This is a genomic window from Luteibacter sp. Sphag1AF (genome assembly GCF_014192715.1).
GTDB lineage: Bacteria > Pseudomonadota > Gammaproteobacteria > Xanthomonadales > Rhodanobacteraceae > Luteibacter.
In genome coordinates this window covers 29,414-51,418 of the sequence record NZ_JACHYH010000012.1, presented here as the reverse complement: position 1 = coordinate 51,418, position 22,005 = coordinate 29,414, and the positions used below count along the sequence as shown (strand labels likewise).

Annotated in this window: 19 protein-coding genes, 2 tRNA genes and 1 pseudogene; 9 read left to right on the top strand and 13 right to left on the bottom strand. The window is 62.2% G+C overall.

Going from position 1 to position 22,005, the window contains the following annotated elements; translation table 11 throughout:
- Positions 1 to 3 precede the first annotated feature (3 nt).
- From recD to FHW69_RS18320, 5 genes and pseudogenes are all read right to left on the bottom strand, one after another.
- Positions 4 to 1,884, bottom strand: coding sequence for an exodeoxyribonuclease V subunit alpha (gene recD, locus FHW69_RS18340; RefSeq protein WP_183424556.1), 1,881 nt, complete (start codon positions 1,882 to 1,884; stop codon positions 4 to 6).
- A complete protein-coding gene (gene recB / locus FHW69_RS18335; protein WP_183424555.1) occupies positions 1,881 to 5,540 on the bottom strand; it encodes an exodeoxyribonuclease V subunit beta in 3,660 nt (1,219 codons plus the stop codon). The genes recD and recB overlap by 4 nt, the downstream gene beginning before the upstream one ends.
- Entirely contained in the window at positions 5,537 to 8,989 is a 3,453-nt protein-coding gene (recC, locus tag FHW69_RS18330; RefSeq protein WP_255494894.1) for an exodeoxyribonuclease V subunit gamma, read from the bottom strand. The genes recB and recC overlap by 4 nt, the downstream gene beginning before the upstream one ends.
- A 67-nt stretch (positions 8,990 to 9,056) precedes the next feature.
- On the bottom strand, positions 9,057 to 9,479 hold the full coding sequence (locus tag FHW69_RS18325; RefSeq protein WP_183424554.1) for a CopD family protein: 423 nt from the start codon (positions 9,477 to 9,479) through the stop codon (positions 9,057 to 9,059).
- A 77-nt stretch (positions 9,480 to 9,556) separates the two neighbouring features.
- Positions 9,557 to 9,760, bottom strand: a pseudogene (locus FHW69_RS18320) (alkylphosphonate utilization protein); the annotation flags it as partial.
- A 176-nt stretch (positions 9,761 to 9,936) separates the two neighbouring features.
- Here FHW69_RS18320 and FHW69_RS18315 point away from each other — a divergent pair.
- The 3 genes from FHW69_RS18315 to FHW69_RS18305 all read left to right on the top strand — a co-directional run bounded on the left by FHW69_RS18315 (position 9,937) and on the right by FHW69_RS18305 (position 11,360).
- A complete protein-coding gene (locus tag FHW69_RS18315; RefSeq protein ID WP_183424552.1) occupies positions 9,937 to 10,323 on the top strand; it encodes a hypothetical protein in 387 nt (128 codons plus the stop codon).
- Between the two features lie 141 nt (positions 10,324 to 10,464).
- Positions 10,465 to 10,800: a hypothetical protein gene (locus FHW69_RS18310; protein ID WP_183424551.1), complete on the top strand. Its 336-nt coding sequence runs from the start codon at positions 10,465 to 10,467 to the stop codon at positions 10,798 to 10,800.
- Positions 10,801 to 10,862: 62 nt separating this feature from the next.
- Positions 10,863 to 11,360: a hypothetical protein gene (locus tag FHW69_RS18305; RefSeq protein ID WP_183424550.1), complete on the top strand. Its 498-nt coding sequence runs from the start codon at positions 10,863 to 10,865 to the stop codon at positions 11,358 to 11,360.
- 196 nt (positions 11,361 to 11,556) lie between these two features.
- Here the strand turns inward: FHW69_RS18305 and FHW69_RS18300 are convergent.
- Both FHW69_RS18300 and uvrB read right to left on the bottom strand, forming a co-directional pair.
- Positions 11,557 to 11,631, bottom strand: a tRNA-Val gene (locus FHW69_RS18300).
- Positions 11,632 to 11,737: 106 nt separating this feature from the next.
- The gene (gene uvrB, locus FHW69_RS18295; RefSeq protein ID WP_183424549.1) at positions 11,738 to 13,765 is read right to left on the bottom strand and encodes an excinuclease ABC subunit UvrB; all 2,028 of its coding nucleotides are present in this window, start codon (positions 13,763 to 13,765) and stop codon (positions 11,738 to 11,740) included.
- A 118-nt stretch (positions 13,766 to 13,883) separates the two neighbouring features.
- Here uvrB and FHW69_RS18290 point away from each other — a divergent pair, with 118 nt between their 5' ends.
- Both FHW69_RS18290 and FHW69_RS18285 read left to right on the top strand, forming a co-directional pair.
- Positions 13,884 to 14,423 (top strand): GspH/FimT family protein, encoded by a 540-nt coding sequence (locus tag FHW69_RS18290; protein WP_183424548.1) that lies wholly within the window; start codon positions 13,884 to 13,886, stop codon positions 14,421 to 14,423.
- Positions 14,424 to 14,460: 37 nt separating this feature from the next.
- Positions 14,461 to 14,537: transfer RNA gene (locus FHW69_RS18285), tRNA-Asn, on the top strand.
- A gap of 153 nt (positions 14,538 to 14,690) precedes the next feature.
- Here the strand turns inward: FHW69_RS18285 and FHW69_RS18280 are convergent.
- From FHW69_RS18280 to FHW69_RS18265, 4 genes are all read right to left on the bottom strand, one after another.
- Positions 14,691 to 15,236 carry a hypothetical protein gene (locus FHW69_RS18280; RefSeq protein WP_183424547.1) on the bottom strand — a complete coding sequence of 182 codons (546 nt, stop codon included), beginning with the start codon at positions 15,234 to 15,236 and terminating at the stop codon, positions 14,691 to 14,693.
- Positions 15,237 to 15,332: 96 nt separating this feature from the next.
- Positions 15,333 to 15,998, bottom strand: coding sequence for a hypothetical protein (locus FHW69_RS18275; RefSeq protein WP_183424546.1), 666 nt, complete (start codon positions 15,996 to 15,998; stop codon positions 15,333 to 15,335).
- 68 nt (positions 15,999 to 16,066) lie between these two features.
- Positions 16,067 to 16,645: a hypothetical protein gene (locus FHW69_RS18270; protein WP_183424545.1), complete on the bottom strand. Its 579-nt coding sequence runs from the start codon at positions 16,643 to 16,645 to the stop codon at positions 16,067 to 16,069.
- A gap of 68 nt (positions 16,646 to 16,713) precedes the next feature.
- Positions 16,714 to 17,244, bottom strand: a complete 531-nt coding sequence (locus FHW69_RS18265) for a hypothetical protein (protein WP_183424544.1) — start codon at positions 17,242 to 17,244, stop codon at positions 16,714 to 16,716.
- 394 nt (positions 17,245 to 17,638) lie between these two features.
- Between FHW69_RS18265 and FHW69_RS18260 the strand changes: the two genes are divergently transcribed.
- The 3 genes from FHW69_RS18260 to FHW69_RS18250 all read left to right on the top strand — a co-directional run bounded on the left by FHW69_RS18260 (position 17,639) and on the right by FHW69_RS18250 (position 19,857).
- Positions 17,639 to 17,869: a hypothetical protein gene (locus FHW69_RS18260; RefSeq protein WP_221195630.1), complete on the top strand. Its 231-nt coding sequence runs from the start codon at positions 17,639 to 17,641 to the stop codon at positions 17,867 to 17,869.
- Positions 17,866 to 18,717 (top strand): prohibitin family protein, encoded by an 852-nt coding sequence (locus tag FHW69_RS18255; RefSeq protein ID WP_183424543.1) that lies wholly within the window; start codon positions 17,866 to 17,868, stop codon positions 18,715 to 18,717. The genes FHW69_RS18260 and FHW69_RS18255 overlap by 4 nt, the downstream gene beginning before the upstream one ends.
- A gap of 201 nt (positions 18,718 to 18,918) precedes the next feature.
- On the top strand, positions 18,919 to 19,857 hold the full coding sequence (locus tag FHW69_RS18250; protein WP_183424542.1) for a phosphatidylinositol-specific phospholipase C: 939 nt from the start codon (positions 18,919 to 18,921) through the stop codon (positions 19,855 to 19,857).
- A 142-nt stretch (positions 19,858 to 19,999) separates the two neighbouring features.
- Here the strand turns inward: FHW69_RS18250 and FHW69_RS18245 are convergent, their stop codons facing one another.
- Positions 20,000 to 20,152, bottom strand: coding sequence for a DUF3309 family protein (locus tag FHW69_RS18245; RefSeq protein ID WP_343204051.1), 153 nt, complete (start codon positions 20,150 to 20,152; stop codon positions 20,000 to 20,002).
- A 178-nt stretch (positions 20,153 to 20,330) separates the two neighbouring features.
- Between FHW69_RS18245 and FHW69_RS18240 the strand changes: the two genes are divergently transcribed.
- Positions 20,331 to 20,513: a hypothetical protein gene (locus FHW69_RS18240; protein ID WP_183424540.1), complete on the top strand. Its 183-nt coding sequence runs from the start codon at positions 20,331 to 20,333 to the stop codon at positions 20,511 to 20,513.
- Between the two features lie 34 nt (positions 20,514 to 20,547).
- Here FHW69_RS18240 and ppnN read toward each other — a convergent pair whose 3' ends face one another.
- Positions 20,548 to 21,948 carry a nucleotide 5'-monophosphate nucleosidase PpnN gene (gene ppnN / locus FHW69_RS18235; RefSeq protein WP_183424539.1) on the bottom strand — a complete coding sequence of 467 codons (1,401 nt, stop codon included), beginning with the start codon at positions 21,946 to 21,948 and terminating at the stop codon, positions 20,548 to 20,550.
- Between the last annotated feature and the right edge of the window lie 57 nt (positions 21,949 to 22,005).

Below are 22,005 nucleotides of genomic sequence, written 5' to 3'. Positions count from 1 at the left end.
CGGTCACATCGCAATGCGCGCCAACAAACCCGACGAGCGGCGCGTTTTGCGCACCACGGCCACGGACAGTGCCTCGCGCGTGGACAACAGCGTGAAGTGACGGCGCGCACGGGTCACGCCGGTATACAGCAGCTCGCGGGTGAGAATGGGGCCGGGCTCGGCAGGCAGCACCAGCGCCACGTGATCGAACTCCGAGCCCTGCGATTTGTGCACGGTCATGGCAAACACCGTTTCGACATCCGACAGCCGGCTGGGCACCACGTAACGCAAGCGCTCTCCACCCTCCGCCGCCACACGGAACACCACGCGCAGCGTGCGGCCGCCCTGCCCGTCCGGCACCGCCAACGTCATGCCCACGTCACCGTTCATCAGGCCCAGGCTGTAATCGTTGCGCGTGACCAGAACGGGGCGTCCGGCGTACCAGCCGCCATCGGCGGAAATCAGGCCGCGCTCGCGCAGGCCTATGGCTACGGCCTCGTTCAATGACGCCAGCCCCTGCTCGCCATGCCGCACCGCGCACAGCAGCTGGAACTGCCCGAAGGCATTCAGCACATCGCTGGCCCACGCATCCACCTCATCCGGCGACGGCTCCGCCGGAAGCGGGTACGCACGCATGCGCTCCAGATACGCGCGATAGCCAGGTACAGAACCTTCCCCGTCGATAGCCAGCGACGCGGTAACCGAAGCGGAACCTGCGACGGACGTGCGCAGGTCGTCGCGACTTTCATCCAGCACCTGCTGCACGCGCTGCACATCGCCTGCGTTGATTGCGGTGGCCAGGGCGCCAATGCCACTGTCCGCGCCGAAGCGATGGCTCTGCCTCAGCATGACCACGTGCTGGTCCAGCGCGCGTGCGCCTTCGGCGTCGACCCAGGAGGTTATGTCGCCTGCCCCGACCGCATTGATCCACTCCGCCGTCGATGGGGCGTAGTGCCCCGCATCCGCACGCGAGCACAGATCACCCAGCACCGCGCCCGCTTCCACAGACGACAGCTGATCCTTGTCGCCAATGAGGATCAGGCGCGCGCTGTCCGGCAGAGCGTCAAGCAGCGCCGCCATCATTTCCAGGTCGATCATTGATGCTTCGTCGACAACCAGCACGTCCAGATGCAGCGGATGGTCGCGATTGAACTGGAAGTGCCGCGTATCCGGGCGACTGCCCAGCAGCCGATGCAACGTGGTGACCTCGGCAGGAATGGCCGCCTTGATGTCATCGCCCACATCCAGCCGTTGAATCTGGCCGGAAATGGACTGATTGAGACGCGCTGCCGCCTTGCCCGTGGGCGCCGCAAGGCGGATGCGAAGGCGGGGGGCGCCCTGGGCCAGCCGCATGGCCTGCAACAGACCAAGAAGACGCAGCACCGTGGTGGTCTTGCCCGTGCCGGGGCCGCCCGTGATGACCGAGAAGGCACTGCGGGTCGCCACGGCGCAGGCGATCTTCTGCCAGTCCTGCGTGCCCTGCGCATTCGGGAAGAAGCGCTCCAGCCAGCCGGACAGGCCATCCACCGCCTCGAACTGTCCCAGCCGCCCGCGGATCACTTCAGCCACATGACCTTCGTAGCGCCAGTAACGGCGCAGATAAACATACGAGCCATCCCGCACCAGCGGCGAAGCGCCTTCCACACCCTCACCCACCAGCGGCGATGAGGACAGCCAGTTTCCCCAGCCCGACAGCAACTCGCCCTCCTCACGTGCGAGATCGTGCATGTCGACGCAGATATGACCATCGCCCAGTTGGCGACTGGTCAGCGCCGCCACCATCAGCACGCGCATATCGGCCGACGCATCCAGCGTGAGCAGGAATCGGGCGAAGGCACGGTCAACCGAACGCAGCCGCTTGGTCGCCACGCCGTCGTCCAGCCAGAGATTCAGCGGTGTGCTCATGCGAATGCTCCGGCAAACAGCGCATCCAGTGCTTCGACCATCTGGCGCGACGGACGCTCGGTGTGGACGCCCATGCCGGTTCCATCAATGCCGCGCAGATAGAGGTAAACGGCACCACCCACATGCCGGTCGTAGTCGTAGTCATCACCCAGCCGCGCGCGAAGCTGGCGATGCAGCGCAAGCAGGTAGATGGCGTACTGCAATTCATAGCGCGACGACAGAATGGACGTGCGCATGGCCTCCGGCGTATACGCCGATGCGTCAGGACCCAGCCAGTTCGACTTGTAGTCAACGATGTAATAGCGACCCTCGTGCTGCACGATCAGGTCGATGAAGCCCTTGAGCATGCCATTGAGCTGATCAGGTTCCAGCGCGGGACGCGCGGCACCGTTCAAGGTGTGCCGCACCACGATGGCATCCAGACGACGGGTATCGACCGCCTGGGCCTCGAACCAGAATTCAAGTTCCGCGCGATAACTCTCCGGGCCCTGAAGGTCTGCCAGCGCGAAGTGGCCGCCATCAGGCAGCGCCAGCGTGGCGCCCAGCAATACCTGCATCCAGGCAAACAGCGGCTCGATGAAGGCTTCCCAATGGCGCCTTTCACAATGGCGCGCCACCGCGTCACGCAGGCCCGAGGGGTCTGCCGCCACGGCAGCGAAGCCTTCGTCAGCCACCCATTCAAGTATGTCGTGCAGGAACGTGCCCGGCTCCGCGCCGCGAGGAAACGCATGCATGCCGATGCCCTCGGGTACCGGCTGCGACACTTCTCCCACGTACTCGGCAACCACGTCTTCCACGGCCGTATCCGGCGCCGGAAGCTCAACGGGCATGTCATGGCTGTGGCGAAGTGCACTGTAGCTGGCAATCCACCAGCGGGGCGGCGTCACGTCGCTGTGCCGCGCCGGCCCGGGGCGAGGAAGAGGGGTGCGCGGCTGGAATGCCATGTCGTCCGGCGCAGGCATGTAGGTCACGGCAATAGAGGGCTCATTTGCCGCCAGCGCACTCAACAGTCCGGCGATCTGGCCGTTGTCGATCTCCACGCCACCGGTGAGCAGATGGCCCAGCGCACTCTTGTGCAGCTGCGGCTTGTTGGCACGCTGCGCACACACGGGCGCCACGCCGAGCCAGCACGCGTGGCGCGCCCGGGTCACGGCGACGTACAGAAGGCGCAGATCTTCCTGCAACGCGGCGCGCTCGGCCTGCGCCTTTGCGCGAGTGACGTTATCGCCAACGCCCGTGCCCGAAGCGCTGAGAAGCTCGATGCGGGTGCCCTCCTGCGCATCGTGAAAACGATAACCCCCCGATGACGAACGGCCGAATGCGCAGACGAACGGCAGGAAAACCAGCGGGTATTCCAACCCCTTCGACTTGTGCACGGTCACGACCTTGACCAGGTCAGCATCGCTTTCCAGGCGGACGATGTGTTCGTCGCTGCTGGACTGGCGCGCGTCGGAAAGTGTTTCGCCAAGGTAGCGGATGAGTGCGAGTTCACCATCCAGGCTGGCGGCTGCCTGCTGCAGCAACTCCGCCAGATGAAGCAGGTTGGTCAGTGCGCGCTCACCGCCGTCGGTTGACAGAAGGCGGGCAGGAAGATCGAACACGTGCAGCATCCGGTGCAGCATGGCCAGCACGCCACGCTGCCGCCAGAAGTCGCGCAGCTCGATGAACTGCTGACCGCGACGCTCCCAGTGGCGCTCGTCTGTGCTCAGGCGCTCAAGCTCCATCAGCCCCAGCCCGAGCGTCCGTGTAGCGAGGGCCGCGCGCATATGGCGATCCGACGCAGGCTCGGCGCACGCGCGCAGCCAGAAGAGGACGTCCTGCGCTTCCTGGCTTTCAAAGACCGAATCCCGATCAGAGAGAAACACACTGCGAACGCGGCGAGCGGTCAGGGCATCGCGAATTTCCGCCGCTTCAGCGTGACTGCGCACCAGTACCGCGATATCGCGCGGAAGCAGCGGCGCCAGCACACCATCGGCGGACGCAAAGCCCGCTTCGCCGCGATCTCCCGCCGACAGCAGGCGGACAATTTCGCTCGCGCACGCATCAGCCATCTGCGCGCGATAGTCGCGCACCCCGACAGGCATTTCATCGTCCAGAAGCCACAGGGTAAGCGCGGCAGGTTCATCACCTGCGACCACAAACCGCTCGCGACGGCCACTGGCTTTTACCGGAAGAAACGGCAATCCGCGATCATCGAAGTGGAACGCCCCCGTGGGATGTTTCTCGCCATGGCCGAACAGCCGGTTGACGGCAGAGACCATCGCGCTGGTCGAACGGTGGTTGGTATCCAGCCCGTAGTGCGGCGCCATTGCTTCCTCGCGCGCACCAAGATAGGTATGGATATCCGCACCACGGAACGCGTAGATCGCCTGCTTCGGATCACCGATCAACAACAGGCCGCTCGGAGCATCACCCGTTGCCGCATAGACCGCCCGGAAAATGCGGTACTGCAACGGATCGGTGTCCTGAAATTCGTCAATCAACGCCAGCGGATATTGCGTGCGGATGGTTGCTGCCAGATCCGGGCCTGCCGCGCCTGCCAGCGCGCGATCCAGGCGCGTCAGCAAATCGTCGAATCCCATCTGCGCACGTCGCCGCTTCTGTTCCTCGAAGCGCACCAGCACGCGCTCCAGTGCATCGGCGAGCACCGCGTGCCGGATTTCGGGCTGCGCGCCCCGCCCCTCCACCCAGTGCTCGATGTCAGCAAAAGCGGGGTGTTCAGGACGGGACTTGTTCTTGCCCGTCGCCTTGGTCAGCCGCGTCACGGAAAAGCGCGCGGGATCGACGCCAGCCAGGTCGCCGGTGGCGGCCCAATGGCGCATCGCCGCCAATTCCGCCGGCACGCGATCCGGCTTGTACCATCCGTTATGCAGCACCTTGTCACGCACGGCATCAATCAGCATCGCCTCGATGCGTGGCGCATCGGCCAGCCAGCTTTGGCGCGCCTGCGCCATGCGTGCCTCATCTTCACGACGCCAGGTGGCGTACTGCGCAAAGCGTGCCGGCAGATCGTCCGCCGCGGGCAATGGCACGCCATCGACCAGCAGCACTGCTTCACCGCGCGACAACAACGGACGCAGCGACCGCAACAACGCATCCGGCGACGACCATTCCGCGAGCACCGCTTCTACATCGGCATCGGGCAACGGATAGAACGTGGCGCGCCAGTAGTCGCGCACGCATTCGGCCAGCAGTTCGCCGTCCTCCGGCTCCAGCGTCTGCGCAAACGGATGGCCGCTACCGAACGCATGCTGGGTCAGCATGCGCTGCGACCAGCCATGGATGGTGAAGATGGCAGCCTCGTCCATCCACTGTGCCGCCAACTCAAGTTGCCGCGCGCATCCTGCGTGATTTTCTGCGGGGTACTGGCCCATCAAGCCGGTGAGGAAATCGTCCGGGACCGCGCGGCCACGAAAGGCCTGGGCGGCGTCCACCAGACGTGCGCGGATGCGCTCGCGAAGTTCCTGCGTGGCTGCCTCAGTAAAGGTCACCACAAGAATGCGCGGCGGCAGCAGTGGCTCGGAAAGGCCGTGCCCCAGCACGGCGCGCACGTACAACGCGGCAATGGTCCAGGTCTTGCCGGTGCCCGCACTGGCTTCAATCAGGCGAACGCCCGAGAGCGGGAGTTCGAGGGGGCGAAGCACCTGAGTGGTCATGCGCCTCCCTCCACGCGTGCGGCCCGCAATGCATCGCGGTATGGCGCCAGCCAGCCCTTCATGCCTGCACGCTCCATGGATTCAAAGGTGGGCCACGCACGCGCCAGGTATGGATCGCCATCGACCTCGCCATGGCGCCAGTCACTGGTAGATTCATAGGCCGCACGTGCCGCTTCCTTCCCGGGGAAGTCATCGTCGGGCAACTCGGCGCCCACCCAGGCAAGTGCCGCGCGTGCAGCGACGGGAAGCGGTGCACGCATGCCTTCGCGCCACGCGCTCAACAGCGACGCCAGCATGGCGCGCGCCTCGGACGCGTCCAGTGGATCAAGCACCACCGTGACGTCCGGGCCGATGAACAGCGTGCGCAGTGACAGACCCGCCGCCTGCGCCACCAGATGATCCACCCATGGCGCCAGCAGCCGATGCGCCTTTGGCCGCCCTTCCTTGTCCACCAGAGACGACGGTGACGCAATGAAGAGGGCGAGATCACCCGCAGCATTCGCGCGCAAGTCAGCCAGCCAGTCTTCAATCACCACCTCGCCCACCGTTACGCGAAGCTCGCGCTTGCCCGCCTGAGCCGGCCACGCGCGACATGCATCGCCGTAGCGGTGGTACGACGCTTCAGCGGCAGATACCAGATCACGCAACACGGGCAACGCGAATCCCGCCATGGGCAAGAGGCCCTGGCGGCGCAGCGACCGGGCGCCGTCCGCGATGGCGGTTTCCGCTGACTCTTCCGGCTCGCGCAACGCCGCGCGCAGCAGCGTATCGGCCATCACATGCCGATCCAGCCCGCTGGCCGCGAACGGCTCGCGATCATCCGTGCCCACATCGTCCAGATCGAAACGGACACCCAGGCGGTGATTGAAAAATTCGCGCACGGGATGACGCAGGAAGCGCCGCAATGTGCCAAGTGAAATCGGCCCGTCCACCGGGGCGACAGGCAAGGCATCCGAAGCGACGAGCGCTGCGGGATCGTGTGCCTGACGCCATTCACTGGCGTAGGTGAAAAGCCGCTCGTCCGCGCCACCGAAATAGTTGAGGCTGAAAGGCTGCAACGGGTGAACCACCGTAAGCGCCGAAAGCACGTCGCCACCATCGGAGGCCACCCAGCCTGCGGCCAGATAGTCCCGCAACTGCCCCAGCAACACGGACGGCGCGCGTTCGGAGTTGTCGCGGGCACTGCGCCCGACCCAGCCAATGTGCAGCGCATCACGCGCAGAAAGCAACGCTTCAAGAAACAGGTAACGGTCATCTTCGCGTCGCGAGCGATCGCCGGGGCGCCATGCGCCAGCCCGCGACATGAGGTCGAAATCCATCGGCGGGCGCGCACGAGGGTAATCGCCGTCGTTCATTCCAAGCAGGCAAACTACGCGGAACGGGATGGCACGCATCGGCATCAACGTGCCGAAACTGACGGCACCAGCCAGAAAACGCTGCGACAGCGAGCCCTGCTCGAATATCGCCAGCCACGCTTCGCGTACCACCGCGAGCGGCAACGGCTCATCAAGGCCACCGTCGGCGCAGGCACGCTGCCATTGTTCCAGCGACTCTTCCAACTTCACCAGCCGCGTCGCATCAGCAGGATCGCTACCGGTGAAAAAGTCTTCAAGCAGCGCTCGCAGACGCTCGCCCCATTCGCGGGGCGTAGCCGGCGTAGCCAGCACGGCCCAGTGCGTCAGCAGGCGCTCCAGAAGATCAGCGAGCGGCCCCACGACCGCAGCGTCCAGACCACCCACTTCGTCATACGGCTCAATATCGCCCCACGCGCTGCCCGCGCCCACCGCATATCCCAGGAGCATGCGGCGCAAGCCGAACAACCAGCTGTTCTGTTCCAGCGCGGGAAGCCCCAAGGATGCGCGCTGTTGCGCATCCAGGCCCCAGCGAATGCCCGCGCCTTCAATCCAGCGCTGCACGATGGGCAGTGCTGACTCGGCAATGCCGAAACGTTCGCGCACGGAGGCAACGTCGATCAGGTCGACCACGTCGCTTACGGCGAAGCGTGAATCGGGCATGCCAAGCAGCATGTCCAGCGCCATGATCTGCGGGACCGTGCCGCGCGCGGTACGGTCGGACACACTGAAGGGAATGTAGCGGGGATCGTCACGATCCACGCGACCAAACACGGCCTCGACATGCGGCCCGTAGGTCTCGATGTCCGGCACCATGACCATGACGTCGCGGGGCAGGATCGGATCGCCCGCGCGCGCGGAAGCCGAGAAACGCGCCAGCAGCTGGTCGTGCAGGATCTCCACTTCCCGCTGCGGGCCGTGAGCCACATGGAACGCAATGGAGCGATCATCGGCATCCACGACGGCGCGTTCGGCATCCGATGCGGGCAACGGTTCAAGATCAAGCACTGCCCGCTGCACCTGTGCCAGCAGATGACTACCTTCGGGCTCATCGAACAGGTCGATGCGCTGCTCCCAGGCGGTGAAGCGGTCCCGGTAACCTTCAGCGTGATCAAACTCGTCCAGCAGACGCACGTAGTCGCGCCCCTGCTTTCCCCACGCAGCCAGAAGCGGATTGGCATGCAGGTGCAGCTCTTCGTCCGAGGGCAACACGGGCATGCCGGGCTTGCCGGCCTGTCGGCGGCGCTCGGCGCGCAGCAGCTCGCGATCTTCCACCACATCGGCCCAGTAATGGCGGCACGGGTTCATCACCACCATCAGCACCTGACACCATCGCGACAGCGCGGACAACGCTTCAAGCGTCTGTCGTGGCAACGACGACATGCCAAAGACCACGATGCGCCGGGGCAACGCGGCCGGTCGCGACGCGGCGTTATCCAGCTTCGACAGAAACGCGGCATGCACCGCCGCGCGATGGCCTACGGCAGCCAGCGGCCCCACATCGTCCAGCAGCAGGCGCCAGAGCGCGGCTTGCCAGAGGTCCGTTGCGGGCATGGGAAGACGCGTGCCGCGCAGATCGTCGCGAAGGACGTCGTGACCGTTGGCCCAGTCTTCCAGCCAGTCGGCACGGTAGACCTGATATTGGTCGTAAAGATCGGCCAGACGCTCTGCCAGCTGGTATCGCTTGCCTGCATCGTCGTCCGCACCAAGGAAACCCCTGAGCGGATCAAACACCGGCTGATCCAGGTGGCGGGGCAATACACGCATCAGGCGCCACACAAGCCGCGCCTTGTCGAAGGGGGACTCCGGCGGAACCGCCTCGCGGCCCAGCACCGCGCGATAGGCCACCCAGAGGAACCGGCCGGGCAGCTGCACGTCGATCGCAGCACTGATACCCAGGCCGCCCGCCTGCCGGTCACGCGCCAGCGCCAGCTTGAACCACTGGGCAATGCCATTGCTTTGCACCAGCACCACTTCGTTTTCCAGCGGCGCCAGCGGCTCACGCTGAAGCCACGCGGCAAGCACATCGCGCAGTTCTTCCAGGCGATTGCCGTGGAGAACCATGAAACCGGGCGTTACCGCGTTGCGCTCGCTCAAGCCGTCAATGCTCCGTCGTATCGTAGGCGTGCATGCTGCCACGCTGCCGTCGCAGAAATCGCGACGGTCAGAACGGCTTGGCAACCACCAGATAGATGACGGCCACGAGCACGAACACAGGAAGTTCGTTAAGGATGCGCAGCGTGCGCGCCGCCGGCAACCCACGGCCTGCGGCGTAGCGCTTCAGGGCGCGCCCGGTCCAGATGTAATAGGCGAACAGGAGCACGACCAGGGCGATCTTCGCATGCAGCCAGCCACCGGCCGACGGGAAGTACATCGCCCACAGCGTGATGCCGAAGATGATCGCAAGACCGAACATCACATGGCCAAAGCGATAGAGCCGGCGCCCCATCAGGTCCAGACGCGAACGCACAGCGGGCTCATCGCCAGCCTCCGCCAGATTCACCAGCACGCGAGGGAGGTAGAAGACCGCCGCCATCCACGCCATCACGAAAAGAAGGTGCAGCGTCTTGATCCATTGATAGGCCACGGCCAGGCTCCGGCAGAAAAACCCAAGTGTACGTGGGGCAACCGCGTTTCAGGCCTCCCACCCAACGACCTGCGGCATCACGCCTTTTTCAGGAATTCGGTCTTCAGCACCAGCACGCTCTTGCCTTCGCGCACTTCCACGGCAGCGTCGTCATCCGTGAGATGGATGCCCTTGAAAAGCTTGCCGCGCTTGAGCGTCAGCGAGGCGCCCTTGACCTTCAGATCCTTGATGACCGTGACCGAATCACCCTCGACCAGTTCGTTTCCGTTGCTGTCGCGTACGGCCATGGCCGGTGCTCCGTGATGTGAAAGGGGGCGCGAAGATTAACGGCCAGGTCGAAAAAGGTCGATGACTCACGGGGTTGTGGGCGTTTTGCCTGCCCGGCCGTGGGGGGTATCATGCAACAGTCGGGGCAGCGCCCCGGCGCCAAGTCCGCCCCCACCGCAATGAGATGTCCATGAGCCGCCAGCCCAGTATCGACGCCGTCCGCAACGCCCTGGCCCGCCTGGGCGACCCGACCGCGATCTCGGCCTTCAACGACCTCATGCGCGAGCTGGAGTCGCTTGATTCGGCGCACCGCGAGCAGCACTACGCGTGGCCGGAGCCCCTGGGCACCGAGCGCTTCACCGTGCAATCGTATGAGCTGGGCTGGAACAACTGCATTTATCGCTCGCAGGATATTCACAGCGTTCCGCCGGTGGCCACCGAAGCGGACTTCGTAAGCATCGAAGAGCGTCGTGGCTGGAATGAATGTCGCGCGCTGATGGTCAGCGTGCTCGCCCAGATGAATGGGCGTCAGCGTATCCGCGCAGGCCTCGCCACCCAGTCGCCACAACAGGGCTGATGGATAGCCGCTCCTTCATGTAGGGAATCCCCTACACAAAAACAGCCAAGCACTTACATACGGCTGCAGTTAGCCCCCTCTACAATTTCTTGCGAATTGTCTCAAAGGCAGTTCGCAACGACATTCAATCAGGGGAATACCATGCTTCGTTTCGCATCCAGGCGCTCGCTCCTGCTCGGCCTCGCTTTTGTCGCCGGCAGCTTCTTCAGCCTCAACGCTGCTGCCACCGTTAGCCTGGTGGGCAGCCCTGCCGCCTGGCGCATCCAGTCGTACCCGGCTGGCACCGTGGCCTTTCTCACGCCGTCACCCTGCCCGAGCGGCTCGCTGGAAATGGACCCGAGCGACACGCCGGAACGCAGCCGCCAGTTTTTCGCTGCAGTGGTCGCCGCCAAGGCAGCCAACCTGAAGGTGTTTGTCGAGTACGACATCATCAACAGCAAGTGCATCGTGCGCACTTTCGGCGTCGACGGCCCTTGAGTCGATCCGCGCGTGCAGGGGGAACCCCCCTTCGTACCAACGGATAACCTCAGGCGAAACTCATGATCAAGAAATTCCATATCATGTCCCTCGTGGCGGTTGCCGCACTTGCATGTTCCGGCGGCGTGGCAGCCAAAGGCACGACGTGGACTTCGCTCAGCGTGGAAGGTACACCGACACCCGGCGCAACCATTACGCTCGTCGCGCGAGTGGATGGCAGGCACCTCGTCTACGGTGATCGCGGCACGGTCTTTGGCGGATACATCGACATCTATGCACAGGGCCAGCTGATCGCCCACATCATGTCTGCTACCCCCAACACCCCGGTTACCAAAGTGGTGGATTGCGGCATTTACGTCGATGGATCGTGCTACGCAATCCTTTTCGGGGAACCGACCGTCATTCGCTATCCCTACACCGTACCTGCAGGCGCTACCTCGCTGCAGTTTGGTGCACGGTACGGCGGCGACAACGAATCGAACTCGTCCCAGGCAACGGATGTATCGGTGAAAACCGTTTATCCATCAGCGGCCGTCATTTCGATGCTGTTCGACAATTAATCCCTCTCGGGACAAAAGTCAGCAGGACGCTTTACGAAAAAGGAGCCCGAGGGCTCCTTTTTTTATTTGCCCACCCCAAACCGATGGGTAATGGCAGTTCTGCTGCCAGAAGGGCGCCAAATCCCAGGCAAGAAAAAAGGAGCCTTGAGGGCTCCTTAGTCTTTGTCTTCATGCCACTTTTCGCATTCTGGAAAAGTGGTGGGCGGTACAAGGATCGAACTTGTGACCCCTACCATGTCAAGGTAGTGCTCTACCGCTGAGCTAACCGCCCGGAAGAGCTGCGCAGTTTACCGGCCGCTGCTCACCTTCGCAATACCCTGCCCGGATTTTTTTCAAAATCCAGCGCACCCCTGCCTTCCGGACTTGGCGGGGCGGCCTCAGCGGAGTGCCCGCTCCCGCAAGCGGTGAATTTCGTCACGCAGCTTGCCCGCGTCCTCGAACTCCAGATTCTGCGCGTGCTTGTACATGCGCGTCTCCAGCTTCTTGATGGTGGCGGATATCTGCTCGGGGGTGAGAGAGGCGTAGTCAGCAGCTTCCTCGGCGATCTTCCGCTTTTCCTTCGCCTGCTTGCCGCCCCGCCCGCCGCGCGAGCCAACGTCTGCACGCGCACCCTCCATGATGTCGGCGATGCGGCGAACGACTGTAGTCGGAACGATGCCGTGCTTCTGGTTGTACTCGACCTGCTTTTCGCGACGGCGCGCGGTTTCATCCATAGCGGCCTTCATCGAGCCGGTGATCTCGTCGGCATACAGGATGGCCTTGCCGCGCACGTTGCGTGCCGCTCGACCAATCGTCTGGATCAGTGAGCCGGTTGAACGAAGGAAGCCTTCCTTGTCCGCATCGAGAATCGCCACCAGCGATACCTCGGGCATGTCCAGACCCTCGCGAAGCAGGTTGATTCCCACCAGCACATCGAATTCGCCGAGGCGGAGGTCGCGGATGATTTCAGTGCGCTCTACCGTCTCGATGTCCGAATGCAGATAGCGCACGCGCACGTCGTGCTCGGAGAGGTAGTCCGTCAGATTCTCCGACATGCGCTTGGTCAGCGTGGTAACCAGCACACGATCACCCATGGCCACGCGTTTGCGGATTTCGCCGAGCAGATCATCGACCTGGGTGCGCACCGGACGCACTTCCACTTCCGGGTCGACAAGACCGGTGGGACGCACGACCAGCTCCACAACGTTGTCGTCCGAGCGATCCAGCTCGTAAGCGCGCGGTGTCGCCGACACGTAGATGGCGCGTGGCGCGCGACGCTCCCACTCCTCGAATTTCAGCGGGCGATTGTCCATCGCGGACGGGAGGCGGAAGCCGAATTCGACCAGCGTCTCCTTGCGCGAGCGGTCACCCTTGTACATGGCGCCCAGCTGCGCCACGGTCACATGCGATTCGTCGACCACCATCAGCGCATCCGGCGGCAGATAATCGAACAGCGTCGGCGGCGGCTCGCCCGACTCGCGGCGCGTGAGGTGTCGGGAGTAGTTCTCGATGCCCTGGCAATAACCCACTTCCAGCATCATCTCCAGATCGAAACGCGTACGCTGCTCCAGCCGCTGCGCTTCCACCAGCTTGTTGTCGCGATAAAGCTGTTCAAGGCGCTCGGAAAGCTCCACCTTGATGGTCTCCATCGCATTGAGCACGCTTTCGCGCGTGCTTGCGTAATGGGTTTTCGGATACACCGTGTAACGCGGCACCTTGCGCAATACTTCGCCCGTCAGCGGATCGAACAGGGCAAGGTTCTCCACCTCACCATCGAAGAGCTCGATGCGCAGTGCTTCGGTTTCCGACTCCGCCGGGAACACATCCACCACCTCGCCGCGCACGCGGTAGGTGCCGCGACGCAGTTCGGTTTCGTTGCGCGTGTACTGAAGTTCGGTCAGCTGACGGATCAGCGCCCGTTGCTCGATGCGCTCGCCCCGCGCCAGGATGAGACGCAGGCTGAGATAGTCTTCCGGGTCACCCAGACCGTAAATGGCCGACACCGTCGCCACGATCAGCGAATCATTGCGCGACAACAGAGCCTTTGTCGCCGACAACCGCATCTGTTCAATGTGGTCGTTGATGCTGGCGTCCTTCTCAATGAAGGTGTCGGACGCCACCACATAGGCTTCGGGCTGGTAGTAGTCGTAGTAGCTGACGAAGTATTCCACCGCGTTGTGCGGGAAGAATTCCTTGAACTCGCCATACAACTGAGCCGCCAGCGTCTTGTTGGGTGCGAGTACCAGCGTCGGCTTCTGGATCTTCTCCACCACGTTGGCGATGGTGAATGTCTTGCCGGAACCGGTAACACCCAGCAGCGTCTGCGCCGCGAGGCCTGCCTCGAAGCCCTCAGTGAGTCGACGAATGGCGTCGGGCTGGTCACCCGCCGGCTTGTAGGGAGAAACGAGCTGGAATCGGTCGGTCATGGCGGCAGAGATGGGGGCTCGGATGACCAGTTTAAATCGGCTCCGCCCACACGATGTCGAGGGCCCGTCACAGCATTCACGGAGGCCCGCAGCCGGCAATGTCGATTTGGGAGGCCTCATGCGCGCCTGTCCCGGCTTCACCTGGATCGAGCTGGCCACGACCCTCGCCGTGGCCGCACTGCTCGCCGCCCTGGCGGCCCCCACCCTGTCGGCAACCACAGACCGCTGGCGCGTTCGCATGAGCCATGACGCCCTGCTCGCGGCGGCTCAGGAAGCCAGGTCCTCGGCCCTGTTCGGCCAGACGCGTACGCGGCTCTGTCCCACGGCGCTATGCGACACCCCCCGAAACTGGACCGGGGGCTGGCACAGGCAAGCGCTCAAAGACGGCCAGTGGACCACGACCCGTGTAGACCCGCCCCTGCCCCCGCACGTCCGCGCAATCACCCATGGTCGCGGCCAGCACCATCCCCGCTTCGATCCGGACGGCACGTCCCGCAATGAGAATCTCTCCATCGCCATTTGCACGACGCGCGGCCGCCCTTATGCGAAAAAAATCGTCATCGCCCCCTCGGGTCGCATACGCTCGGAAGTCGCATCAGATGGCGATGCACAGGCCTGCATGAAAAAAGTTGCACCTTTCGATCAACCAAACGCTTGACACCTCCCGATCACTTCCACAAAATACGCGACTCGCTGCCCGAATAGCTCAGCCGGTTAGAGCACTTGACTGTTAATCAGGGGGTCGTTGGTTCGAGTCCAACTTCGGGCGCCATATTTGAAAGGCCTTGCAGCGATGCAAGGCCTTTTTCTTTGTGCGTGCGCACAGACATCAGGCGCGCGCTTTACCGGGTTGCGCATCATGGAAAGCCGTCCGCGAATATTTCGCCGTCGCCGCCTTTGACTCCAGCGCGCCCTGCCCCTCCCTTTAGCCATCGGTTCCGCAAGCCCGCGAACCATTGAGTTCACGGCCCCCCATGACGCCGGAAGCGGATTGCTGGACACCAGCCTGCCGGTGATGGCCGGCCAGGCGATTGTAGATTCGCTTGACCATATGCACGCCTGTGGCATCAAACAGATATGTGATATCCATGGCACCATCTGCATAGCCGAAGTCGGACGGTCTCGCTCTTGCTGAAAAAAGAGTGGTGCTGATCAGCCCACCCTGAATGCGCACCAGCAGGCAAGTGGGTGTTACCTGCGGCATATCCTTCTTATAGAGCTTCAACGCATTGCCAAGCGCCCGGAACTGCTCCGCCGTCAGATAGCATCTCGATTCGGAGCAGAACGCGTAATCTTTCTTCTCAATTACTTCGTTCGCGCTCCAGGGCGGAAGCTGAGGATATCCCCCCTCGTTATCCGCCCTGATTGCTTCATCAGCACCTGAGGGCGGAGGCTGAGCAAACACCATCGCAGACGAAAAGATCGAGATCAAGGAAAACGCAAACACCACCTGCTTCTGAAAATTGAGCATATAACTCCTTGCAATATGGCCGCGCGCATCATGGAAAGCCGTCCGCGAATATTTCGCCGTCGCCGCCTTTGACTCCAGCGCGCCCGGCCCCTCCCTTCAGCCATCGGTTCCGCAAGCCCGCGAACCATTGAGTTCACGGCCACCCATGACGCCGGAAGCGGATCGCTGGACACCAGCCTGCCGGTGATGGCCGGCCAGGCGATTGTAGATTCGCTTGACCATATGCACGCCTGTGGCATCAAACAGATATGTGATATCCATGGCACCATCTGCATAGCCAAAGTCGGACGGTCTCGCTCTTGCTGAAAAAAGAGTGGTGCTGATCAGCCCATCCTGAATGCGCACCAGCAGGCAAGTGGGTGTTACTTGCGGCATATCCTTCTTATAGAGCTTCAACGCATTGCCAAGCGCCCGGAACTGCTCCGCCGTCAGATAGCAGTCCGATTCGGAGCAGAACACGTAATCTTTCTTCTCAATTACTTGGTCCGCGCTCCAGGGCGGAAGCTGAGGAGACGCCAGCGCCTTGACCGCTCCGCCGCCACCTGAGGGCGGAGGCTGAGCAAACACCATCGCAGACGAAAAGATCAAGATCAAGGAAAACGCAAACACCACCTGCTTCTGAAAATTGAGCATATAACTCCTTGCAATATGGCCGCGCGCATCATGGAAAGCCGTCCGCGAATATTTCGCCGTCGCCGCCTTTGACTCCAGCTTGCCCGGCCCTTCCGCTTCATCCATCCACTCAATGGCCTCGCCAACCATCAATGCTCACGGCGACATAAAGCGCCGGAAGCGGATCGCTGGAGAGCAACCAGCCGGGGATGGCCCGCCTAGCGATTGTAGAATTGCTTGACCACATGCTCACCCGTGGCATCAAACAGATACGTGATAGCCATGACACCCCCTGCGTAGCCGAAGTCGGACGGTCTCGCTCTTTTTGGGAAAGGGGTTGCGCTGATCAGTCCATTCTCAATGGTCACCACCATACTGGCGGGTGTGACCTGCGGCATATCTTTCTTATAGAGCTTCACTGCATTGCTAAGCGCCCGGAACTGCTCTGCCGTCAGATAGCAGTCCGATTCGGAGCAATACGCGGAACCCCGCCCCTTTTCGACTACTTCGTCAGCCCTCAAGGCCGGAAGCTGAGGATCCCCCCCCTCGTTATCCGCCCTGATTGCTTCATCAGCACCTGAGGGCGGAGGCTGAGCAAACACCATCGCAGACGAAAAGATCGAGATCAAGGAAAACGCAAACACCACCTGCTTCTGAAAATTGAGCATATAACTCCTTGCAATATGGCCGCGCGCATCATGGAAAGCCGTCCGCGAATATTTCGCCGTCGCCGCCTTTGACTCCAGCTTGCCCGGCCCTTCCACTTCATCCATCCACTCAATGGCCTCGCCAACCATCAATGCTCACGGCGACATAAAGCGCCGGAAGCGGATCGCTGGAGAGCAACCAGCCGGGGATGGCCCGCCTAGCGATTGTAGAATTGCTTGACCACATGCTCACCCGTGGCATCAAACAGATACGTGATAGCCATGACATCCCCTGCGGAGCCGAAGTCGGTCGGTCTCGCGCTTTTTGGGAAAGCGGTTGCGCTGATCAGTCCACTCTCAATGCTCACCACCATACTGGCGGGTGTGCCCTGCGGCATATCTTTCTTATAGAGCTTCGCTGCATTGCTAAGCGCCCGGAACTGCTCTGCCGTCAGATAGCAGTCCGATTCGGAGCAAAACGCGAAATCCCGCCCCTTTTCGACTACTTCGTCAGCCCTCAAGGCCGGAAGCTGCGGATATCCCCCCTCGTTATCCGCCCTGATTGCTTCATCAGCACCTGAGGGCTGAGGCTGAGCCAACGCCACCCCAGACAAAAAGATCGAGACCGATAAAAACGCAACTGCCATCTTTTTCAAGTAAGTCACAACTTCCGTGCTTGCCGCATGGCTGGACGGCAACAAAAACAGGAAGCCAAGCCTCGCTCGCTTGAGCCAATACCAATTCCCCATACTCTCCCCCCCTGCGTAGTCGGGTGAGTCTAGTGCAGATTCAATAAGGGGATTGTCTGCCTCAGAGCGAGGATACCGATCCGCTCACCCGCACCCTGCCGCCACTGGACGCAAAGCAACCGGGAATAATAAAGTTGATGACCTGGTGTGCGGTATTTGTAGCGACACACGCCGCTTGATTTTCGGCGTCGGTCAAAATGTGCGCCGGCAAAGGCGATCTCGCACACCACGGGGTAAAGCAAAGGGGTACCACGGGTATTTGAAGCAATGCCATCGCGCAGGCGTACCGCGGGATGAGCGGTGCTCCATTAGCCGCGTCCCGCACTCAGGGTCGCCAGGATTCGCGCCGCAATCCATGGACACTCCGCTTCATTCTGCATGGAAGGGACAAGTCATGAATGATGATTTAGCGAGCAAAACCACCATCAAGGCGCGCGGACGCCGCCTCACCATCGTGCTGCTGGTTGCAGCATGGGCCATCTATCTGGGATTCGTCGGCCCCTGGCTGATTTCGGATCGATCCACCGTGTCTGTGCTGGTCGGCGTCGCTGCCGGCCTGGCGCTCTGCGCGGTGACGTATTTCCGGCTTGCCCGGCCGGCTACCATCAAGGAAAGCAATAAATGAAGCGCATTACGCAATGGATCGGCCTGCTGGCGATCATGATGCTGGCAGCCTGCTCCAAGGTTCCCGCTGGCAACGTCGGTATCAAGTTCAATCTGTATGGCAGCGACAAGGGCGTGCAGTTGCAGGAGCTTCCACCGGGCCGTTACTGGATCGGCTGGAACGAAGAGCTGTACACGTTCCCAACTTACACGCAGACGAAAGTCTGGTCGCGCGAACAGCGTGAAGACGAGTCGCTGACTTTCGGCACGATCGAGGGCCTGACGGTGAATGCCGATGTCGGCATCACCTATCACGTCGATCCGTCCAAGGTGACCAAACTTTTCCAGACTTACCGCAAGGGCGTAGACGAAATCACCGATCTGTATCTGCGCAACATGGTGCGCGATGCACTGGTGCGGCAGGCGTCGAACATGGGTGTGGAATCGGTATACGGCAAAGGCAAGGCGCAGCTGATCCAGTCGGTCGAAGAAGAAGTCCGCAAAGAAGTGGCCGGCATTGGCCTGGTTGTCGAGAAGGTCTATTGGGTCGGCAAGCTCAACCTTCCGGAAAACGTGGTCAATTCGATCAACGCGAAGATCCAGGCCACGCAGATGGCCGAGCAGCGCAAGAACGAAGTTGCACAGGCCCAGGCAGAAGCGCAGAAGGTGGAAGCTGAAGCACAGGGACAGGCCAACGCGCGCCTCGCGCTTGCCGAAGCAGAAGCCAAGGCAATCAGCCTGCGTGGTGAAGCGTTGCGCAACAACCCGGGCGTCGCGGAACTCAACGCCATCGAGAAGTGGGACGGCAAACTGCCGGTTTATCAGCTGGCAGGCAGCACCCCCTTCCTGAATCTCCCGGCCTCGAAGTAATCGGGCCCTCCCTGTGCGCGATGCGCCTCTGGCGTTTCGCGCGCAGGATCGGTCGTATGTGAACGCTTCGTTTTCGGCCAAAAACGCGGATTCGCCGGCTTTTTCCCGCTATAGCCTTGAACTGCGACGTCCGTTGGGACGCGCGACCCATAAGGGGAAGGCAGCATGCCCGGTTCGAGTGGATGGCCCGCAACAACGTGGATGAGCAGCATTGAGGATTCTCATCTGCTCTCGGAACTCACACTACCGGGCACGCACGACAGCCTGTCGTACTGGATATCCAAGCGTAAGCGCCAGACCGGCGAGGAGTGGGCGCAGACGCAGTCACTCACGCTCTTCGAGCAGTTGGATCGCGGCATCCGCTTTCTTGATATCCGCTGCCGCCTCACCGGACCCAACACCCTCACCGGGTGCCACGGGACCATCATGTTCCCCATTACATTCAGCGAGATAGTGACGGACTGCGCTAACTGGCTGACCTCACATCCCAGCGAATGCATCGTTTTGTCGCTGAAAAACGAGGAAAAGAAGCCGGCCGCGCAAACCATGGGCGCCTTTGCCCAGGCAGCAGCAGCCAACCTCGGTGCGATCCCCAGCCTGCTTCATCCGGCAGACGACCTCCCCCGCCTGAGCGATGTGCGCGGGCGACTGATCCTGCTGCGCCGCTTCGACGCGCCACCCCTCGGCATTGACGCCACGCACTGGCCCGACGACACCGCGTTTCGCCATACCAACAAGGCAGGCATCACGTTCGTGGTGCAGGACAAATGGAACATGGGGGCTTTCGGCGGCCAGATTTTCCCGAAGTTCACCAGTCTGGTGGAGCCCGTTTTGCGCAAGGCGTCGGAGGATTCCAACCTGCGCACGCTGTACCTGAACTTCTGCAATGGCATGTCGCCATTTACGCCGGCGCAGGTGGCATCCACGATCAATCCGCGACTGCTGAACTTCGTAACCCACGCACCTCCCGGACGCTACGGCGTCATTTGCATGGATTTTCCAGAAATCGTTGAAGGAGCGCGCTTGATCCGCAACCTCGTGGAACTCAACGCGCCTATTGCAGCACCTGGGGCATTTCCGATCCGGCCCCAGGCCCCTGATATTCCCCACCACTCGCCAGCGGCCTCTGAAAAGGCATGAAGCGCCTTACTGGGGCGGCACGCCGTCCGTGTCCGGATCAGGGCCCGGGCGCTCTACAGGATCCTCCGGGAGGTCGCCCGGCGGCTCACCTGGCAATCCCTTGTCGGTCTCGCGGACTTTACGATGTTCGTGCGGCACGGGGTCAGATGACGCCAAGCAGCCAGCACACAAGAAGAATGGCGAGAATCACGCCGATACCGCCCGAAGGGCCGTAACCCCACGAACGCGAATAGCCCCATGTGGGCAAGCCGCCGACCAGGGCGAGAACCAGAATCACGAGAAGAATGGTGACGATCATGTGCGTGACTCCGATGCATGTTGGGTAACTGCATCGTCGCCCTTGCACGCGTCTAGAGCGTGTGACGCACAACCCGGCTGCCGCGCATACGTTCAGCAAACAGACGGCCATCCGTCACCTGGCGCCCACACTCACCTCAGCAAGGTAAATGCCTGAGGAGCAAGCGGGAAAGCCTGTGAATGACCACGTTTTCATCTACAAGGGATACCGGGCCGATATCCGCTACGACGCAGAACGCGATGAGTATTTTGCAGCTATCGAAGTGGCGGGACGGTCTTTCAGGGCGCGAGGCAGCAGTGCGCCAGCGGTAGCCTCGGACGTCCAGGCGATCGTCGATCGCCTGGAGTGGGCCAACTGACGCGGCGCCGAACGGGCCGCGTCTTTGTTACATATCAGGCAGTGCGCACGACGTAGCACGGCTCGTAGGCCGTGCCACCGGGCAGCTTCATGCGGTGCTGCACGACGAATGCCTTGAGCAGGTCGTCCAGTGCCACCATGATGTCTGCCTCGCCGTCGATCACGAACGGGCCGTTCTGCTCGATGGCGCGAACGCCCTCTTCCTTCACGTTGCCCGCCACGATGCCGGAGAACGCGCGACGCAGATCGGCCGCCAGTTCGTGGCGCGGACGGCCGCGGTGAAGCACGAGGCCAGCCATCGCTTCATGAGTGGGACGGAACGGACGCTGGAAGGCCAGCGGAATGTTCAGTGCCCAGTTGAAGAAGAAGGCGTCCTTGTTGTCGAGGCGATGATTCCGGACCTTGTCGATACCCGACACCATGGCGTGCGCCACAGCTTCCGGGTCGTCGACGATGATCTGGTAGTGCTTCGCCACGTCATCACCCAGCGCCAGGCGAAGGAAGCGGTCAATCTGCTCGAAATACGCCGACGACGCCTTCGGACCCGTGAAGATCAGCGGGAACGGTCGGCCCTGGTTATCCGGATGCAGCAGGATGCCCAGCATGTAGAGGATTTCTTCCGCCGTGCCGACGCCACCGGGGAACACGATGATGCCGTGACCCAGACGAACGAACGCCTCAAGGCGCTTTTCGATATCCGGCATGATGACCAGATTGTTCACGATCGGGTTCGGCGATTCGGCCGCAATGATGCCCGGCTCGGTAATACCGATATAACGGTTGCCGCGACGACGCTGCTTCGCGTGCGCGATGGTGGCGCCCTTCATCGGGCCCTTCATCGCACCCGGGCCGCAACCCGTGCAGATGTCCATGCTGCGCAGGCCAAGCTGATAGCCCACACGCTTGGTGTATTCGTACTCATCGCGGTTGATGGAGTGACCACCCCAGCAAACCACAAGATTGGGATCGACCTGCGGACGCATCATGCGTGCGTTGCGCAGGATTTCGAACACGGCATGGGTGATGCCGACGGTGTCGTCCAGATCAAAATTGCCCGCTTCCAGCTGCGTGGCGACATAAACGATGTCGCGAACGACAGCCACCAGAAGCTCGTTGATGCCGCGGATGATGCGGCCGTCGACGAAAGCCTGATCGGGGGCGTTCTTGAGTTCGATCTTGATGCCGCGATCTTCCTGCAGCACCTGGATGTCGAAATCGGGGTACTGCTCGAAGAGCGTACCCGGGTCATCACTGAGGTTGCCCGACGTCAGCACGGCCAGCGCACAGCGGCGCAGCAGCGCATGCAGACCCGACCCGCTTGCATCGCGCAGACGCGCGACTTCGTTGCGGGAAAGGATGTCCAGGCCACCGGCCGGCGAGATACGGGCACTTACCGTTTTACCCGGGACAGTTGCCGTGGCTTGATTTGCACTCATTGAATTACTTCTCCTGACCGCGTCTTAGCGGTGAACCCGGCTCCGGTACGGGAGCCG

Coding starts and splice junctions, on each gene's coding strand:
- recD (WP_183424556.1), bottom strand. CDS start 1,884: ATGAGCACACCGCTGAATCTCTGGCTGGACGACGGCGTGGCGACCAAG.
- FHW69_RS18290 (WP_183424548.1), top strand. CDS start 13,884: ATGCGCGCCTGTCCCGGCTTCACCTGGATCGAGCTGGCCACGACCCTC.
- FHW69_RS18265 (WP_183424544.1), bottom strand. CDS start 17,244: ATGGGGAATTGGTATTGGCTCAAGCGAGCGAGGCTTGGCTTCCTGTTT.
- FHW69_RS18305 (WP_183424550.1), top strand. CDS start 10,863: ATGATCAAGAAATTCCATATCATGTCCCTCGTGGCGGTTGCCGCACTT.
- FHW69_RS18255 (WP_183424543.1), top strand. CDS start 17,866: ATGAAGCGCATTACGCAATGGATCGGCCTGCTGGCGATCATGATGCTG.
- uvrB (WP_183424549.1), bottom strand. CDS start 13,765: ATGACCGACCGATTCCAGCTCGTTTCTCCCTACAAGCCGGCGGGTGAC.
- ppnN (WP_183424539.1), bottom strand. CDS start 21,948: ATGAGTGCAAATCAAGCCACGGCAACTGTCCCGGGTAAAACGGTAAGT.
- FHW69_RS18250 (WP_183424542.1), top strand. CDS start 18,919: ATGAGCAGCATTGAGGATTCTCATCTGCTCTCGGAACTCACACTACCG.
- FHW69_RS18270 (WP_183424545.1), bottom strand. CDS start 16,645: ATGGTTGGCGAGGCCATTGAGTGGATGGATGAAGTGGAAGGGCCGGGC.
- FHW69_RS18260 (WP_221195630.1), top strand. CDS start 17,639: ATGAATGATGATTTAGCGAGCAAAACCACCATCAAGGCGCGCGGACGC.
- FHW69_RS18315 (WP_183424552.1), top strand. CDS start 9,937: ATGAGCCGCCAGCCCAGTATCGACGCCGTCCGCAACGCCCTGGCCCGC.
- FHW69_RS18275 (WP_183424546.1), bottom strand. CDS start 15,998: ATGGTTGGCGAGGCCATTGAGTGGATGGATGAAGCGGAAGGGCCGGGC.
- recB (WP_183424555.1), bottom strand. CDS start 5,540: ATGACCACTCAGGTGCTTCGCCCCCTCGAACTCCCGCTCTCGGGCGTT.
- FHW69_RS18310 (WP_183424551.1), top strand. CDS start 10,465: ATGCTTCGTTTCGCATCCAGGCGCTCGCTCCTGCTCGGCCTCGCTTTT.
- FHW69_RS18280 (WP_183424547.1), bottom strand. CDS start 15,236: ATGCTCAATTTTCAGAAGCAGGTGGTGTTTGCGTTTTCCTTGATCTCG.